Origin of the sequence: Inquilinus sp. (assembly GCF_039594555.1) — a bacterium.
Taxonomy (GTDB): domain Bacteria; phylum Pseudomonadota; class Alphaproteobacteria; order DSM-16000; family Inquilinaceae; genus Inquilinus.
This window is the reverse complement of sequence record NZ_JBCNNF010000137.1, coordinates 1-16,170: the sequence shown is the minus strand read 5'-3', so window position 1 is coordinate 16,170 and position 16,170 is coordinate 1. Positions and strand designations below refer to the sequence as shown.

Annotated in this window: 19 protein-coding genes; 10 read left to right on the top strand and 9 right to left on the bottom strand. The window is 69.4% G+C overall.

Translation table 11 applies throughout. The features are described 5' to 3' along the window. From ABDW35_RS16325 to ABDW35_RS16300, 6 genes are all read right to left on the bottom strand, one after another. The coding region (locus ABDW35_RS16325) for an ATP-binding cassette domain-containing protein (RefSeq protein WP_343714939.1) at nt 1-564 on the bottom strand (564 nt) is incomplete at its 3' end. A 7-nt stretch (nt 565-571) separates the two neighbouring features. After that, nucleotides 572-1,780, bottom strand: coding sequence for an ABC transporter substrate-binding protein (locus ABDW35_RS16320; protein WP_343714938.1), 1,209 nt, complete (start codon nt 1,778-1,780; stop codon nt 572-574). 202 nt (nt 1,781-1,982) lie between these two features. Next, nucleotides 1,983-2,168, bottom strand: coding sequence for a hypothetical protein (locus tag ABDW35_RS16315; RefSeq protein ID WP_343714937.1), 186 nt, complete (start codon nt 2,166-2,168; stop codon nt 1,983-1,985). Between the two features lie 7 nt (nt 2,169-2,175). Then, nucleotides 2,176-3,066 (bottom strand): polysaccharide deacetylase family protein, encoded by an 891-nt coding sequence (locus ABDW35_RS16310; protein ID WP_343714936.1) that lies wholly within the window; start codon nt 3,064-3,066, stop codon nt 2,176-2,178. Nucleotides 3,067-3,094: 28 nt separating this feature from the next. Beyond that, complete coding sequence (locus tag ABDW35_RS16305; RefSeq protein WP_343714935.1) at nt 3,095-4,228, bottom strand: L-dopachrome tautomerase-related protein; 1,134 nt, start codon at nt 4,226-4,228, stop codon at nt 3,095-3,097. A gap of 489 nt (nt 4,229-4,717) precedes the next feature. After that, a complete protein-coding gene (locus ABDW35_RS16300) occupies nt 4,718-5,872 on the bottom strand; it encodes a glutathione-independent formaldehyde dehydrogenase (protein WP_343714934.1) in 1,155 nt (384 codons plus the stop codon). Nucleotides 5,873-6,013: 141 nt separating this feature from the next. Here ABDW35_RS16300 and ABDW35_RS16295 point away from each other — a divergent pair, with 141 nt between their 5' ends. Then, nucleotides 6,014-7,453: a PAS domain-containing protein gene (locus ABDW35_RS16295; protein ID WP_343714933.1), complete on the top strand. Its 1,440-nt coding sequence runs from the start codon at nt 6,014-6,016 to the stop codon at nt 7,451-7,453. Between the two features lie 36 nt (nt 7,454-7,489). On the opposite strand, the gene ABDW35_RS16290 is transcribed toward ABDW35_RS16295, so the two are convergent. Both ABDW35_RS16290 and pspF read right to left on the bottom strand, forming a co-directional pair. Next, nucleotides 7,490-8,320, bottom strand: coding sequence for an SDR family NAD(P)-dependent oxidoreductase (locus ABDW35_RS16290; protein ID WP_343714932.1), 831 nt, complete (start codon nt 8,318-8,320; stop codon nt 7,490-7,492). Beyond that, a complete protein-coding gene (gene pspF, locus ABDW35_RS16285; protein ID WP_343714931.1) occupies nt 8,317-9,333 on the bottom strand; it encodes a phage shock protein operon transcriptional activator in 1,017 nt (338 codons plus the stop codon). The genes ABDW35_RS16290 and pspF overlap by 4 nt, the downstream gene beginning before the upstream one ends. Nucleotides 9,334-9,490: 157 nt before the next feature. On the opposite strand from pspF, the gene ABDW35_RS16280 reads away from it, so the two are divergent. The 6 genes from ABDW35_RS16280 (at nt 9,491) to ABDW35_RS16255 (ending at nt 12,305) form a co-directional block, all read left to right on the top strand. Beyond that, nucleotides 9,491-9,661: a hypothetical protein gene (locus tag ABDW35_RS16280; RefSeq protein ID WP_343714930.1), complete on the top strand. Its 171-nt coding sequence runs from the start codon at nt 9,491-9,493 to the stop codon at nt 9,659-9,661. A gap of 165 nt (nt 9,662-9,826) precedes the next feature. Next, complete coding sequence (gene pspA / locus ABDW35_RS16275) at nt 9,827-10,495, top strand: phage shock protein PspA (protein ID WP_343714929.1); 669 nt, start codon at nt 9,827-9,829, stop codon at nt 10,493-10,495. Between the two features lie 59 nt (nt 10,496-10,554). Continuing rightward, nucleotides 10,555-10,788 (top strand): envelope stress response membrane protein PspB, encoded by a 234-nt coding sequence (pspB, locus tag ABDW35_RS16270; protein WP_034846345.1) that lies wholly within the window; start codon nt 10,555-10,557, stop codon nt 10,786-10,788. Next, complete coding sequence (gene pspC / locus ABDW35_RS16265; RefSeq protein WP_343714928.1) at nt 10,785-11,186, top strand: envelope stress response membrane protein PspC; 402 nt, start codon at nt 10,785-10,787, stop codon at nt 11,184-11,186. The genes pspB and pspC overlap by 4 nt, the downstream gene beginning before the upstream one ends. 34 nt (nt 11,187-11,220) lie before the next feature. After that, nucleotides 11,221-11,586 carry a hypothetical protein gene (locus ABDW35_RS16260; RefSeq protein ID WP_343714927.1) on the top strand — a complete coding sequence of 122 codons (366 nt, stop codon included), beginning with the start codon at nt 11,221-11,223 and terminating at the stop codon, nt 11,584-11,586. Between the two features lie 56 nt (nt 11,587-11,642). Next, nucleotides 11,643-12,305: a hypothetical protein gene (locus ABDW35_RS16255; RefSeq protein WP_343714926.1), complete on the top strand. Its 663-nt coding sequence runs from the start codon at nt 11,643-11,645 to the stop codon at nt 12,303-12,305. 15 nt (nt 12,306-12,320) lie between these two features. Here ABDW35_RS16255 and ABDW35_RS16250 read toward each other — a convergent pair whose 3' ends face one another. Continuing rightward, complete coding sequence (locus ABDW35_RS16250) at nt 12,321-13,208, bottom strand: alpha/beta hydrolase (RefSeq protein ID WP_343714925.1); 888 nt, start codon at nt 13,206-13,208, stop codon at nt 12,321-12,323. A gap of 115 nt (nt 13,209-13,323) precedes the next feature. Here ABDW35_RS16250 and ABDW35_RS16245 point away from each other — a divergent pair, with 115 nt between their 5' ends. The 3 genes from ABDW35_RS16245 to ABDW35_RS16235 form a co-directional block, all read left to right on the top strand. Next, nucleotides 13,324-14,256 (top strand): LysR substrate-binding domain-containing protein, encoded by a 933-nt coding sequence (locus tag ABDW35_RS16245; RefSeq protein WP_343714924.1) that lies wholly within the window; start codon nt 13,324-13,326, stop codon nt 14,254-14,256. A gap of 165 nt (nt 14,257-14,421) precedes the next feature. Beyond that, complete coding sequence (gene otsB / locus ABDW35_RS16240; RefSeq protein ID WP_343714923.1) at nt 14,422-15,180, top strand: trehalose-phosphatase; 759 nt, start codon at nt 14,422-14,424, stop codon at nt 15,178-15,180. Between the two features lie 15 nt (nt 15,181-15,195). Continuing rightward, nucleotides 15,196-16,170, top strand: a 975-nt coding sequence (locus ABDW35_RS16235) for a trehalose-6-phosphate synthase (RefSeq protein WP_343714922.1), incomplete at its 3' end; no start/stop codon positions are given.

The following is a 16,170-nucleotide window of genomic DNA, read 5'->3' as shown; positions in this document are numbered from 1 at the left end:
GCGGCCGATCTCCTCATGCCCCATGCCGGCCATCGGCTCGTCCAGCAGCAGCATCGGCGGGTCCAGCGCCAGGGTGGTGGCGATCTCCAGCGCCCGCTTGCGGCCATAGGACAAATCGACCGCGGCGGTGCGGGCGAATTCGCTCAGGTTGACCGCCTCGATCAGCTCCAGCGCCCGCGCGTCCAGCCGGCGCAGCACCGCGGCGGAGCGCCAGAACTGGCGCGACAGCCCCTCCGGCCGCTGCAGCGCCACGCGGACATTCTCCAGCACCGTCAGATGCGGGAACACGGCCGAGATCTGGAACGACCGCACCAGGCCGCGCCGCGCCACCTCGGCCGGCTTCAGCCGGGTGATGTCCTCGCCCCTGAAGGCGATGCGGCCGGAGGTCGGCTGGTGGAACTTGGTCAGCAGGTTGAAGACGGTGGTCTTGCCGGCGCCGTTCGGGCCGATCAGGGCGTGGATCGTGCCCTCGCGCACGCTGAGGTCCACGCCCTTGACCGCGAGGAAGCCGCGGAAGGCCTTGGTCAGGCCCTCCGCCACCAGGATCGGCTGGGAATCCGGCATGCGGCCGCTATTTCTTCGCGGTCGCGGGGCAGCCGCTGGTCTCCGCCGACAGATAGGCCTGGTCGCCCGGGATGGTCGCCAGCAGCTTGTAGTAGTCCCAGGGCTTGGTGCTCTCCGACGGCGCCTTGACCTGGAACAGGTACATGTCGTGCACCATGCGGCCGTCGGCCTGCACCTTGCCGCCATGGGCGAAGACGTCGTCGACCGGCAGCTCCTTCAGCTTGGCCGCGACCTTGTCGCCGTCATCGGTGCCGGCGGCCTGCACCGCCTTCAGGTATTGCAGCACCGACGAGTATTCCGAGGCCTGGACCGAGTTCGGCATGCGCTTGGTGCGCTCGAAGAAGCGCTGGGCGAAGGCCCGGCTCTCGTCATTGCGGTCCCAGTAGAAATCCTCGGTCAGCACCAGCCCCTGCGCCGCCTCGAGCCCCAGCCCGTGCACCTCGGCCAAGGTGAACAGCAGGCCGGCCAGCTTCTGGCCGCCGGCGACGATGCCGAACTCCGCCGCCTGCTTGATGGCGTTGGCGGTGTCCAGGCCGGCATTGGCCAGGCCCACCACCTTGGCGCCGGACGCCTGGGCCTGCAGCAGGAAGGAGGAGAAGTCGGTGGTGTTCAGCGGGTGCCGCACGCTGCCCAGCACCTTGCCGCCCTTGGAGGTGACGAACTTCGTGGTCTGCTCCTCCAGCGAATAGCCGAAGGCGTAGTCGGCGGTCAGGAAGAACCAGCTGTCGCCGCCCTGGTCGACCAGGGCGCCGCCGGTACCGACCGCCAGCGCATGGGTGTCGAAGGCCCAGTGGAAGCCGGTGGGCGAGCACGCCTTGCCGGTCAGGTCCGCGGTCACGGCGCCCGAGGTGATGGTGACCTTGTGCTTCTCGGCCGCCAGCGCCTGCACGGCCAGGGCGACGGAGGAGGTGGTCAGCTCGGTGATCACGTCGACGCCGTCGACATCGAACCACTGGCGGGCGATGTTGGAGCCGATGTCGGGCTTGTTCTGGTGGTCGGCGTTGACGATCTCGATCGGGGCGCCCAGCACCTTGCCGCCGAAATCCTCGACCGCCATCTTCGCGGCCTCGACCGACCATTTGCCGCCGTAATCGGCATAGACGCCGGACTGGTCGTTCAGCACGCCGATCTTGACGACGTTGCCCGAGACCTGGGCCGCGGCCGGCAGGGCGAAGCCCGCCACCAGCAGGCCCACAGCAACAGCGTTCCCCTTCATGATGCCTCCCCGAGGACGTTTCATTCGCAAGGATTTTTAGGATTTTCGAAACCCTGCCTGAGTCGGGGGCGGCGGCGCAATCGCCTTCTCGCAGTGCGGGAGGAAATCGGCGCGATGATTCAGGCCGAAGGCTGGTCCGGTTCTGGAAATCGCCTAGATTTCACAGGCGGAAGGGAGGGATTTAATGGCGTCAGACGTTGATTCAGAAGCCGTAGAACGCGTCGACAGGCTCGAGCAGCCGTGCCTTGGCTGCCGGCCCAATGTCCCCGGCGACGATCAGCTCCTTCGGCTTCGCCAGGGCGACGGCCGCCGCGTCGTCGACCTGCGCCGTCTCGGCGGCTGTGGAGGCGGCGAGGGCCAGCGCAAGCAGGGCGGGAATGCGCATCATGGACTCCTCAGGCCGCGGAACCGGGAAGGCCGGTGACGGTCGGTGCCCCGCGGTCATAGACCGGGGTGATCGACCGGTGCTCGAGCGCCCAGGCCGCGATCTCGTCCTTCCGGGCGAACCAGACGCCGGGCTTGCTCCGGGCATAGGCCAGGAAGCGGTCCAGCACCCGGACCCGGTTGGCATGGCCCGAGATCCGGTCATGCAGCGAGACCACCATCATCCGGCGGCGATGCGCGCCCTCCTCGTAGAGCTGGTCGAATTCGTCCCGCAGCGCCTGCTCGTAGGCGGCGGGGTTCCAGCCGCCGAAGGGGAAGGAGATGATGTCGTTCATGTGGAAGGTGTAGGGCACGGTGACGAAGTCGCCGCCTTTCAGCTTGACGATGAACGGCTGGTCCGCGCTCGGCTCGTCGATGTGATAGCGGAAGCCGAGCGATTGCAGGATGTCGAGCGTGCGGGGCGAGTTGCGCATCCAGTAGGCATTCCAGCCGATCGGCTGCCGGCCGGTCACCTTCTGGATCGTCTCGACGCTGTCGGCGATGAAGCGGCGCTCGGCGTCGGGGTCGAGGGCGTAGCTGTTCTCCCAGGTGCGGCCATGCGCGGCGGCCTCGTGGCCGCGCCGGACAATCTCCTGCGCCAGCTCGGGCGCCGCCTCGACCGCCCGGCCGATCATGAAGGAGCTGAGCTTGACCTGGTGCTTGTCCATCAGGTCCAGGATCCGCGGGATCCCCTCCGCGACGCCGTAGTGGAAGAAGGCGTTGGTCGGCAGGTCCGGCAGGCCCTTCTCGATCGGCTCGGGGATGACATCGCCGGCGCCGGAGATCGGCTGGCCGCCGGCCTCGAACATCAGCGAGAGGCTGACGGCGAGGCGGGCATCGTCCGGCCAGAAGGGTTCGGTCATGCTGTCTCCTTCGCATCCATCGTCCGCGTCACCGGCGCGCCCCCGTGCCCTCGATGCGCCACAGCTCCGTCGCGAGGCGCGGACCGTTCCCGGGCTTGAACCAGCTCATGTCCTGAATGTGCGAGCTCGTGACGTAGACGGTCCCGTCGGGTCCCTCCGAGAAGGTATCCGGCCAGCGGAGCCGCTTGTCCTGGACGAGGGTGGTGATGCGATCCCCGTCAAGGACCTTCACCGCATCCTGCTCGATCGCGCTCAGATAAAGCCGCCCGCTCCCGTCGATCCAAAGACCGTCCGTCGGCTCGGCTTCGCCGGCGCGCTCCACACGCGCTTCGAGGTCCTTCTCGGATAAACCGGGATCCTCCAAGGCGTCCGTCGCGATGCGATAGAGGGTCCGGCCGGTCAGGGCCTTCCAGTAGAGCGTGCGCCCATCCGGAGAGAGCGCCAGGCTGTCGGCGGCGAACTCGACGCCCCGCCCGTCGGGCCGACGCAGCTCCTGCCCGTCGGTCTTCACAACCACATCCTTTTCCGGCTGGGTGCTCGGATGGCCGTCAAGGACGCGTCGGGCCTTGCCGGTCTGCAGATCCACGACGACGAGAGCACCCTTTGCTCCGGCATCGGACAGGTAGGCGTGCCGCCCGTCCGGCGAAAACCTCACATCGTTCAGGTAGCTGCCCTGGGGTGCAACCGTCTCGTCGAAGCGGATCACCTGCGCCACCGTGTTCGTCTTCAGGTCGATCCTGACGAGCTTGGGTCCGCCGGGCACGACGGCTGCCGTGGCCGGCGCGGCCGGATCGACGACCCAGAGATTGCCCTGCGCATCGGCGACCACGCTCTGGACGCACACGAAGTGATCTCCGGCCGGGATCTGGTTCTTCCTGGCGTTGCGCCAGGAATTCCACGCTTCATCCGGGTAGGGTTTGAGCCCGCCGTCGCGCGTCACCTCGGCGACCGAGATCGGCGCGTCCTCCGTCCACCGCGGAAAGTTGACGAAGATGCGCCCGTCCGGCGAGACCGTCACCCCGGTCACCTGGTGCTCGAAGCGCGCGACCAGCTGCAACTGGGCCGCGCCGCCCGGCGATAAGGCGGCTTGCTGCTGTGCGAAGGCCGCATCGGCCAGGAACGCCATCGCGGCCGCCGCAGCCGCAGCTGTGAGTCTGGTCATGATCACCTCGTCTGACTGACGCCTTGCGGCGGAGGCCGGTTCCCTAAGGCGCGACACCGTCCGCCATGGTCGACCCTTCCTCGGTCAATGGCCGCTGCGCCGGACGGGCCCGTGCGACGTGAAGACCCGTCCTCCCGCGGACAGGGCGCCCGGCAGCGGCGTCCGGCGCATGCAGCAGCCGCAGCCGGCAGGATGCGCCGCCGACGAGCGTCGCGGGCCCGTCTCCATCGGCTCGCTGCCCCTGTCGGAGATGCGGCCGGCCGGGTTGATGCTGACGATGGCAGGTGCGCGGGAGAGCGTCCGTTGCGCGTGAGTTCCGCACCCCGGGCATGGGCATAGGTCTCGGAAACGAGCCATCGGCTGCATCGCCGTGAATGGCCCGCACTCTTCGCACTCGTAGCTGTAGATCGGCATGGCGTCCTCACTTTCGCGCGCCATCTCGGATCGCGCGCAGGCTGAGCGCGCGATCGCGGAGCGGCCTCGAATGGGTCAGGCGGCGGGCTTGAGCACCACCTTGGTCCAGCCCTCGTCGCGTGCGTCGAAGTTCCGGTAGGCGTTCGGCGCCTCGTCCAGCACCAGCTCATGGGAGACGATGAAGGACGGCTTCGCGCGGTCCCTCGAGATCAGGTCCCGCAGCTGCCGGTTATAGGCCTTCACATTGCACTGCCCGGTGCCGATCGACTGGCCCTTGAACCAGAAGAGGCCCTGGTCGAACACGATCTCGCCCTGCTTGTAGAGCGGGTCCTGGGGCGCCGGGTCCTGGGGCACATAGACGCCGACCACGCCGATGCCGCCGGTGAACTTCACCGATCTCACCAGGTTGTTCATCGTCATGGCAGGGTGCTCGTCGCCCTCCGCGTCGTGGGCCTGGTAGCCGACGCATTCGCAGCCGCGGTCGGCGCCGACGCCGTTCGTCAGGTCGAGGACTTGGTCCACCGGGGAGCCCTGGGAGTCGTCGATCGGCAAGGCTCCGATCGACTCGGCGAGGCGCAGGCGATCGGGATGACGGTCGACCACCATGACCATGGCGGCACCCTTGATCATCGCGGAGTGGGCGGCCATGAGGCCGACGGGCCCGGCCCCGTAGATCACCACCGACTCGCCCGGACGCAGTCCGGCGAGCTCGGTCGCGTGCCAGCCGGTCGGGAAGATATCGGCCAGCATCACATAGTCGTTCTGCCGCTCTTCCGCGTCGGGCGGCAGCTTCAGGCAGTTGTAGTCTCCGTAGGGAACGCGCAGAAGGTCGGCTTGGCCGCCCCGATACGGTCCCATGCCGGCAAAACCGTACGCAGCGCCCGCCATGTTCGGCATGACGCTCCGATCCGCCGTGGTCAGGCAGTATGCGCTCAGGCCGCGCTCGCAATTCTTGCAGAAGCCGCAGCCGATGTTGAAGGGGATGGCGACCCAGTCTCCGACCTTCACCCGGTCGACCGCCTCGCCCACTTCAGCCACCTGGCCCAGATTTTCGTGTCCGAACACGCCGCCGCGCTGGAAGTCGGTCCGGCCCTCATACATGTGCAGGTCCGAGCCGCAGATGTTGGTGCTGGTAATTCGGACCAGAACGTCGGTCGGCCTCTCGATGCGTGCATCGGGCACATCCTGAACCAGGACATCGCGTGGTCCGTTATAGACAACCGCTTTCATCGCCCTCTCCTGACATCAGCCATGTCTCGATGGGCAAACGTGTCGTGCGGTCCGCCGTCGGACCATACGGGCGATCCCTAAGGAACCTCCCGCGCCCCCGGGCTGTTCGCCTCGCCAGCAGCCTGAAGGAGAGCCGGGGTGATGCCGGACACCAGCGAGCGCTACGCGTTCGAGGAGGCGTGGCGGAACAGCGAGGCTCGCCTGCGCGCCGCGACCGAGCTGGTCGGCCTCGGCATCTACTCATGGGATCCGGTCTCGGGTGCGCTCGATTGGGACGAGCGGTTGCACGCGATGTGGGGGCTTCCTGCCGACGCGCCGGTCGACATGGCCGTCTACGAGGCGGGAATTCACCCGGGCGACCTCACCCGTGTCCGTGAGGCGATCGCGGCCTGCGTCGATCCGGCCGGCGATGGACGTTTCAACATCGAATACCGAGTGCTGGGACGCGACGACGGCGTCATGCGCCACATCGCCACCTCGGGCCGGACGACCTTCGCGCAGGGTCGTGCCGTCGGCTTCATCGGTGCGGCGATCGACGTGACCGCGCAGCGCCGCGCCGAGGCGGCGGTTCGCGTCAACGAGGCGCGGTTCCGCAGCTTCGCCGAGCATAGCAGCAACCTGCTCTGGATGGTCGACCCGGGGGCGGAAACGATCATCTACCGCAGCGCCGCTTACGGGCGGCTCTGGGGCGTGCCGAGCCGGGCGATGCCCGTCGATCTGGCCGAATGGATGGCAGGTATCCATCCCGACGACCGCCAGCAGGTCGACCACGCCCTCGCCACCGTGCGGGCGGGAGAGGTTGCCCAGTTCGAATATCGGATCATCCGGCCGGCGGACGGCGCCGTCCGCTGGCTGCGCGACACCAGCTTCCCCATTCCCGACCATGACGGCGCGGTGACCCGGATCGGCGGGATCACCGAAGACCTGACCCCGGAGGATGTCGGCCAGGTCTATATCGTCAGCACCACGGCCGCCGAGGCCCGCAGGCTGGGCAGGCTCGTGCGGGCCCTCGGCTATCGTGCGCGACCTTTTGCAAGCGCCTCCGCCTTCCTCGACATAGCCGCCGTGCTGGCGCCGGGCTGCGTGCTCGTCGACCTCCGCAGGACCAAGAACGACGGGCTTTCGATCCCGCGCGAGCTCAAGGCGCGGTCGGTCCAGCTGCCGGCGATCGCGCTGGACGCGCCAGGGGCAGACGTCGCCGCCGCGGTCGCTGCGATGAAGGAGGGTGCCGTCGACTACGTGGTCGTGGAAGACGAAGCATCCCTGCAGGCAAAGCTCGCGAACGCCATTGCGGAGTGTCATGGCGCGGTACGACGGACGAGGCCCGACGAGGATGCCGGCGCCCGCCTGCCCAGATTGACGCCACGGGAGCGCGACGTGCTCGTCGGCCTGGTCAATGGAGGGACCAACAAGACGATCGGCAAGGAGCTGGGCATCAGCCCTCGCACCGTGGAACTGCACCGCGCCCAGGTCATGATCCGCCTGAACGCGAGCGGCCTGACCGAGCTGCTCCAGATCGCTCTTGCCGCAGGGATAAGGCCATCGGCCGGCGCTGTCCGGAACCAGCAAAAGGCTACATAGGGATCACCTGGATGCCGCGTGTCCCGACACCCGTCCTCAATTCACCCCCCTACCGGTGGCGAAGATCATCAGCCGGTCGAACAACGCCTCGGGCAGCAGCCGCTTCACCCGGAACACCAGCCGGGAATCGGTGCCCAGGCGCAGCCGCGGCGGCATCCGGCGGGATTCGGCCAGGCGCAGCAGCCGGTCCGCCGCCCGGGCGCTGATCGCGGCCGCGCGCTCCGGCGCCACGCCGCCACGGGCTTCCCGGCGGGCCAGGGACCGGTCGAAGGCGGCGCGGTAGGGCAGGTCCCTCACCGCCGGCGGCGCGTCCAGCCGGGCGTTGAAGCCGGTGTCGTGGCGCCCGGGCTCGACCGCGCAGACCTGCACGCCATGCGGCGCCAGCTCCAGCCGCAGCGCCTCGCTGAAGCCGGACAGGCCGTGCTTGCTGGCGGCGTAGATCGTCATGAACGGCGTGCCGATGAAGCCAAGCACCGAGGAGATGTTGATCACCCGGCCGTGCCGCAGGCGCAGCGCCGGCAGCAGGTCGCGGGTCAGCAGGATCGGCGCCTCCAGATTGGTCGCGATCTGGCGCCGCACCTGGCCGTCGTCCAGCGCCTCCAGCGGGCCGTACAGGCCGTAGCCGGCATTGTTGATCAGGCAGTCGAGGCCGCCCGCCACCGCTTCTGCCGCCGCCTTCCGCTGCGCCGGGTCGGTGACGTCGAGCGGCAGCACGGTGACGCCGGGGATGGCGGACAGGGCCGCCGCCTCGGGCCGGTCGGCGGGGCCGCGCAACGTCGCCAGCACCGACCAGCCGGCGGCGGCGAAGCGTTTCGCCGCCGCGAAGCCGAAGCCGGAGCTGCAGCCGGTGATCAGCACGGTCTTCATGCGTCCTCGCCCCCCGATCGCGCCGACAACCCGTGCTTGCGCAGAAGGTGGCGCAGCTGGTCGTAGCCGAGGCCGAGCGCGGTCGCCGCCCGGCCCTGATGCCCGCCCTGGGCCTGCAGCGCCGCCTCCAGCCAGCGTTTCTCGACCGCCGCGACCTCCGCCCGGAAATCGTAGGGCAGGGCCGGCGCCTCCGCCGCGGCCGGGGCGGGCGGCGCCCCGGTCTGCAGGCCTTTCGGCCGCCAGGGCGAGGCGAAGGGGTCCAGCACGATCTCCGCCACCTTCTCGTCCGGCGGGGTGCGGTACACCGCGCGCTCGACCGCGTTCTTCAGCTCGCGGATGTTGCCGGGCCAGGCATGGCCGCGCAGCGCCGCCATCGCCGCCGGGGCGAAGCCGGGGAAGCCCGGCCGGTCCAGGTCATGCGCCATGCCCTGGGCGAAATGCGCGGCCAGCAGCGGGATGTCCTCCGGCCGCGCCCGCAGCGGCGGCACGGTCAGCACGTCGAAGGCCAGGCGGTCCAGCAGGTCGCCGCGGAAGCGCCCGGCCGCGACCTCGCCCGGCAGGTCGACATTGGTGGCGGCGACGACGCGGACATCCACCGTCATGGTCTGGGCGCCGCCCACCCGCTCGATCTCGCCATATTCGATCACCCGCAGCAGCTTCTCCTGCACCCTGAGGCCGGCATTGGCCAGCTCGTCCAGGAACAGGGTGCCGCCATCGGCGCGCTCGAACCGGCCGACATGGCGCTTCACCGCGCCGGTGAAGGCCCCGGCCTCATGGCCGAACAGCTCGCTCTCCAAGAGCTCGGGCGACAGGGCGGCGCAGTCCAGCTTGACGAAGGGCCGGTCCCAGCGCGGCGACAGGAAATGCAGCCGGGCGGCGATCAGCTCCTTGCCCGTGCCGCGCTCGCCGATCACCAGCACCGGCCGGTCCAAGGGCGCCGCGGCCGAGACCCGGTCCAGCAGGTCGGCGAAGGCGGGCGCCTCGCCCAGCAGATGCGGCAGACCGTCGGCCATGGGTCCCTTCGGCGAAATTTTCCGATGATCTGGAAATTTCCGCCGGATGGTCAAGGGGCCCGGTGAGCGAAGCGGCGGAATCCGGCCGGATCCGGTTCTGGCACGGCCCTTGCAACCCAGGGGACGACCCGAACGCATCGGGCTTTGAGGAGGATCCATGAGCTACGGCTTCGACCCGACCGGCACCCGCTCCCGTTACGGCCGCAGCGCCGGGACCGCCGACTGGCGCCGCACGGGCGAGCGCCTGCTGGCCTGGATCAGCAGCCGGCCGACCGAGAACTGGGTGTTCTTCGGCGCCGGGGTGCTGATCGCTTCCCTGTTCCTGTAACAGCCCGCCCGCAAACTCGCCCCGGCGGCCGTCTGACGCGGCTTTCTGCGCTTCCGGTGCTCACGGACCTTCATGTCCGCTGCGCTCCGGTTCTCGAAAGCCACGCCAGCCGACTCACCGGGACGAGCTTCCGGGCAGACCTTTGGACCGAAAGAGGACCGTGTGATGGGTATCTTTTCCCGCCTTGGCGACATCATCAATTCCAACATCAATTCCATGCTCGACCGCGCCGAGGATCCCGAGAAGATCGTCCGGCTGATCGTGCAGGAGATGGAGGACACGCTGGTCGAGGTGCGCGCCGCGGCCGCCCGCTCGATCGCCGAGAAGAAGGACATCCTGCGCAAGGTCGACCAGCTGGAGGCGGCGCAGGCCGAATGGCAGCGCAAGGCCGAGCTCGCGGTCGAGAAGGGCCGCGAGGACCTGGCCAAGGGCGCGCTGGTCGCCAAGGCCCAGGCCGCGACCGCGGCCGAGCTGCTGCGCCGCGAGCTGGAGACGATCGAGGCCGCACTGGCCAAGACCAACGAGGATCTCGGCCGGCTCGAGGCCAAGCTGACCGAGGCCAAGAACAAGCAGAAGGCCTTCGCCATCCGGCACGACGCGGCGCGCGACCAGATCCGCATCCGCACCCAGCTGCATGACGGCCGGATCGACGAGGCGCTGGCCCGCTACGAGCAGATCGAGCGCAAGATCGACACGCTGGAGGGCCAGGTCGAGTCCTTCGACCTCGGCCGGCGCAAGAGCCTGAACGAGGAGTTCGCCGACCTCGAGGCCGAGAGCGGCGTCGAGAAGGAGCTACAGGCGATCAAGGCCCGCCTCGGCCGCACCGGCGGCTGATCCAGACCCCGTCAAACCGGCCCGGCGGGTGACGCCGGGCCGCAGACGCAAGGACAACCATGTTTCACGCCTTCTTCTTCGTCCCGGTCATCGTCTTCCTGGTGATCGTGGCGCCGATCTGGCTGGTGCTGCACTACGTCACCCGCTGGCGGGCGTCGCGGACGCTGTCGCGTGAGGATGAGCGCATGCTGGTCGACCTGTGGGAAAGCGCCAAGCGGATGGAGCTGCGGATCCAGACGCTGGAGAAGATCCTCGACGCCGAAGCGCCGCAGTGGCGGAGGCCGGCGCCATGAGCGGCCGCTTCAATGAATCGCCGAACCCGCATCGCCTCTACCGCGATCCGGACAACGGCATGGTCTTCGGCGTCTGCGCCGGCCTGGCCGCCTATTTCGGGGTCTCTCCCGGTAAGGTCCGCTTCGGCACCGTGGTCCTGGCCTTCATCTTCTTCCCGCACATCCTGATCGCCTATCTGGCGGCGGCGGTGTTCCTGAAGCGCCGGCCGACGCTGCTGTACCGCAGCCCGGACGAGGAGGTGTTCTGGCGGTCCGTCTCGGTCCAGCCGGCCGACACCTTCTCCGCCATCCGCCACAATTTCCGCGAGCTGGAGCAGCGCCTGGCCGGGATGGAGCGCTACGTCACCTCCAGCGAGTTCAAGCTGAACCGGGACTTCCGCGACCTCGAAGGTCGTTGAGAGCCGGACACTCACCTGAAGAAAGGAGCCAGCAATGGCCGCCTCCTACCGACCGGACTACGAGATCATCACGCCGCGCGGCGCGCGCGGCAGCCTGGGCACGGTCGGCCATGTGGTCTACGCGATCTACGCCGTCTCGCTGTTCACCGCCCTGCCGATGCTGATCGGCGTGGTCATCGCCTATCTGGCGCGCGGCGACGCCCGCGGCACCGTGGGCTGGGACCATTTCACCTGGGCGATCCGCACCTTCTGGGCGGCGCTGCTGCTGGGCCTCCTGTTCGGCGCCCTGACCTGGGTGCTGGTCGGCTGGCCGCTCTTGGGCGTGCTGTGGCTGTGGACCGTCTATCGCATCGTCCGCGGCTGGCTGGCCGTCGCCAACCGGACGCCGCTGTACCGCTGATCCTGATGCATCGCTGAACCGGGCCGGCGTCGCCGGCCGCCTTAGGAGGGATCGTGATGGGCTCGTTGCAGACCTTGGCTTTCCTGGCGGGGCTGGGCACCGCCGATCCTTCCGCGGCGGAGATGGCCGCGCCGGTCGACCTGTCCGGGGTCGACGCGGTGGTGGTGACCGGCGAGGCGCTGTCCGTCGCCGCCACCACCGACCCCGCCCGGCCGCTGGCGGCGGCGCTGCAGCGGACGGAGGACTGCGCCGCGTCGCTGAAGGTCGACGGCCATGTCCTGACCGTCGATGTCCGCGAGCAATCTTCGGTCTGGCCCCGCGACTGCCGGCCGACCCTGGCGCTGAACCTGCGGCCCGGCACCGCCCTGGCGCTGCGGCCGGCGGCGGTCGAGGCCACGCTGGACGGCCGCTTCGGCGCCGTCGCGGTCCAGGTCCACGCGGCCAAGCTGTCGCTGTCCGGCCAGGCCCGGACGCTCGACCTCACGGCCAATGCGGTGCAGGCGACGCTGCGCGCCGACGATCCGGGCGAAGCCATCCGCATCCAGGCCGACGCCGCCGACCTCGACCTCGGCTTCCGCCGCGGCACGCCGGTGAGCTATCAGGTCGACGCCCGCGTCTCGATGGTCGACAGCACCATCCCCGCCGCCGCCGGCGACCGGCCGCCGCGGGTCTCGATCAAGGGCGAGTTCGTCCGCGCCCGCATCGGCTACGACGACTGACGCGGGCGCCCGGCGCTACGCGCCGGCCACCTTGCGGTCCAGGAAGTCGCGGATCAGCGGGAAGGCTTCGTCGGCCTTGTCCTCGAGCACGAAGTGGCCGGTGTCGAGCAGGTGGAATTCGAGATCCTGCAGGTCCCGCTTGTAGGGATGGGCGCCCGGTTCGGGGAAGATGAAGTCGTTCTTGCCCCAGATGATCAGCGCCGGCGGCTGCTTCTCCCGGAACCAGGCCTGCACCTTGGGGTACAGGGGCAGGTTGTTGCGATAGTCGTACATCACCGCCATCTGGATGTCGGCGTTGCCGGGCCGGTCCAGCAGCGGCTGGTCATGCGCCCAGTTATCCGGCGAGATGCGGGTCCGGTCGGAGACGCCGTCCGTGTACTGGAAGATGGTGGTCTCCGGCGCGACCAGGCTCAGCAGCTTGTCCCGGCTCTCCGCCTTGCCGTCGGCCCAGTACACCTTGATCGGGTCCCAGAACTCCTTCAGCCCCTCGTCATAGGCGTTGCCGTTCTGGATGATCAGCCCGGTGACGGCGTCGGGGTGCTTCAGCGCCAGCTGCCAGCCGACGGGGGCGCCGTAATCCATCACATACATGGCATAGCGCCGGACCCCCAGCTGCTGCAGCAGCCCGTCCACCAGCCTGCCGAAGGTCTCGAAGCTATAGGGGAAGGATTCGGCCGGCGGCGCGTCGCTCTGGCCATAGCCGGGATAGTCCGGCGCGATGACGTGGTAGCGGTCGGCCAGGTACGGGATCAGGTGGCGGAACATGTGCGAGGAGGTCGGGAAGCCGTGCAGCAGCAGGACGACCGGCGCGTCCGCCGGACCGGCCTCGCGGTAGAAGATCCTGACGCCGTCCACGGTCGCGGTCCGGTGGTGCGTCACGGGATAGGCGGGCTTCGGGCTCATGGGCATCTCCTGGGAATCGCAGTCGGCAGCTCCGCGCCCAGTGCTATAGAAATAGGATATCGGGAACATCCTTCGCTTCTGAGAAGCAAGGTTGCTGAATTTGGGAAGATCGGCCATGGACAAGCTGGGCGCGATGGCCATCCTGCTGAAAACTGTGGAGGCCGGCAGCCTTTCGGCCGCCGCGAAGCAGCTGGACGTGCCCCTGGCCACGGTCAGCCGGAGGATCGCGGAGCTCGAGGCCCATCTGCGGACCCGCATGCTGAACCGGTCGAGCCGCCGGCTCGCCCTCACCGAGGCGGGGCGGCTGTATGTCGAGGCGTGCCGGCGCATCCTCGAGCAGGTGGAGGAGGCGGAGCGGGCGGCGACGGGGATCCACACGAATCCCAGGGGGCAGCTGACGGTCACGGCGCCGATCGTCTTCGGGCGCACCCACATGATCCCGATCGTCACGGACTTCCTGGCCCGGTATCCCGAGATCGACCTCAAGCTGGTTCTCGCCGACCGCCTGGTGGATCTGCTGGAGGCCGATGTCGATGTCGCGCTGCGGATCGGCGAGCTGGGCGACAGCAGCCTGATCGCCCTGAAGGCCGGCGCGGTGCGCCGTGTGACCTGCGCCAGCCCGTCCTATCTCGCCGCCCATGGCCGGCCGCAGCGGCCGGAGGAGTTGCGGGACCATATCTGCGTCACCTTCGACAATCTCGCATCGCCGGTGGCCTGGCGCTTCGCATCGGCGAAAGGCGATGTGATGGTGCCGGTCCGGTCGCGGCTGGTCGTCACGACGGCGGAGGCCGCGGTCGACGGCGCCGTCGCCGGCCTGGGGTTGACGCGGCTGCTGTCGTACCAGGTCTCGGAGGCGAAGCGCGCCGGCAAGCTCGAGCTGGTGCTCGAGGAGCATGAACTGCCGCCCTGGCCGGTCAGCCTGGTCTATCCCGGCCAGCAGCTTCTGCCGCGCAAGACCCGGGCCTTCCTGGATTTCGCGGCGCCGCGGCTGAAAGCCCGGCTGCAGGACGACGCGGCCCTGTTCGAGGCCCGAGGGCTCGGATCCTAGAAATTCCTGCCTCTCCCTTGTCAGAGAGGACCGTCGTCCCTACAACAACTGTCAGGCGCATCGCTTCGCCGGCCAGATCCGGCGGTGGACACGCCTGTCGTCGTGTCCGGAGCCATTCCGGTCCGGCAATCTTTACGAAAAATTGACACGGAGATGTCACCGCGCATGGCGCCGCAGATCATCGACACGACCGCTTTCGCCGACAGTATTTCTGGGCTGGCATTGTTCCTCGACGTCGATGGCTGCCTGATCGACTTGGCCGAACGGCCCGAGGACGTGGTGGTGCCGGCCGGCCTGCCCGGCGACCTGCAGCGGCTCTCAGCCCGTGTCGGTGGCGCCCTGGCCCTGGTCTCCGGCCGCGCCATCGCCGATCTCGACCGGCTGTTCCCGTCGCTCTCGCTGCCCACAGCCGGCCAGCACGGCCTCGAATGGCGCGCGGTGCCGTCAGGCCCGATTGAGCGCGTCCCGGTCAACCGCGCGGTGCTCGACCGGCTGGCCGGCGCCCTGACCGAGTTCGCCGCGGCCCGCCCCGGCCTGCGGGTCGAGCCGAAGGGCGCCGCGGTCGCGATCCACTACCGCCAGGCGCCTGCCCTCGGGCCCGAGGTCATCGCCCTCGCCCGCGACCTGATGGCCGGCGCGCCGGGCTGGCACGCGCTCGCCGGCAAAATGGTGGTCGAACTCAAGCCCGACGGCGTCGACAAGGGCGCCGCGGTCGAGCGGTTCCTGACGCTGCCGCCCTTCGCCGGCCGCCGGCCGCTGGCCGCGGGCGACGACGTCACCGACGAGGATTCCTTCGCCGCGGCGTTGCGCCATGACGGCATCGCGCTGCAGGTCGGCGACAGGGAACCGACCGTGGCGAGCCGGCGTTTGCCTGATCCCGCGGCCATGCGCGAATGGATCGCGCATCTGGCCGCCGCCCGCTGACGAAAAGGGAATTCGATGGGCCGCCTGATCGTGGTCTCGAACCGCATCGCCCCGGTGGAGGAGGGCAAGGCGCCGCAGGGCGGCCTGGCCGTTGCCGTGCTGGCGGCGCTGAAGGAGACCGGGGGCATCTGGCTGGGCTGGAGCGGCAAGCTGACGGAGGATGCGTCGCCGCAGCCGAAGCTGAAGCGCGCCGGGCCGCTGACCTATGCGATGCTGGACCTGACGCCGAAGGATTTCGACCTCTACTACAACGGCCACGCCAATTCGGTGCTGTGGCCGGTGTTCCACTACCGCACCCAGCTGGTGCACTACACCCGCGCGGCGGAGGACGGGTATCGCCGCGTCAACGCCCTGTTCGCCGACGCCCTGCTGCCGCTGCTGCGGCCCGGCGACCGGATCTGGGTGCATGACTACCAGCTGATCCCGCTGGGCCGGGCGCTGCGCGAGCGCGGGGTGGAGGCGCCGATCGGCTTCTTCCTGCACACGCCGTTCCCGACGCCGGAGGTGCTGCGCACCCTGCCGACGCATCGCGACCTGCTGCGCGACCTCGCCGCCTATGACGTGGTCGGGCTGCACACCGCCCGCGACCGCGACGCCCTGCTGGCCGCCTGGCACAAGAGCTGGCGCGAGACCACCGACGGGCGGGTCGAAATCGACGGCCGCCGCATCGTGGTCGAGGCCTTCCCGATCTCGATCGAGACCGAGGAGATCGCGGCCGACGCCCCGGCCGCCTGGAACATGCGGGCGGCGCACCGGCTGCGCGACAGCCTGGTCGGGCGCGACCTGATCATCGGCGTCGACCGGCTGGACTATTCCAAGGGCCTGCCGCGCCGCTTCGAGGCGTTCCGCACGCTGCTGGAGCGCTGGCCCGACCGGCGCGGCCGGGTGTCGTTCATGCAGATCGCGCCGCCCACCCGCAGCGACGTCGCCGAATACCAGGAGATCCGCCACCAGCTGGAAAGCCTGGCGGGGGCGATCAATGGCGAGTTC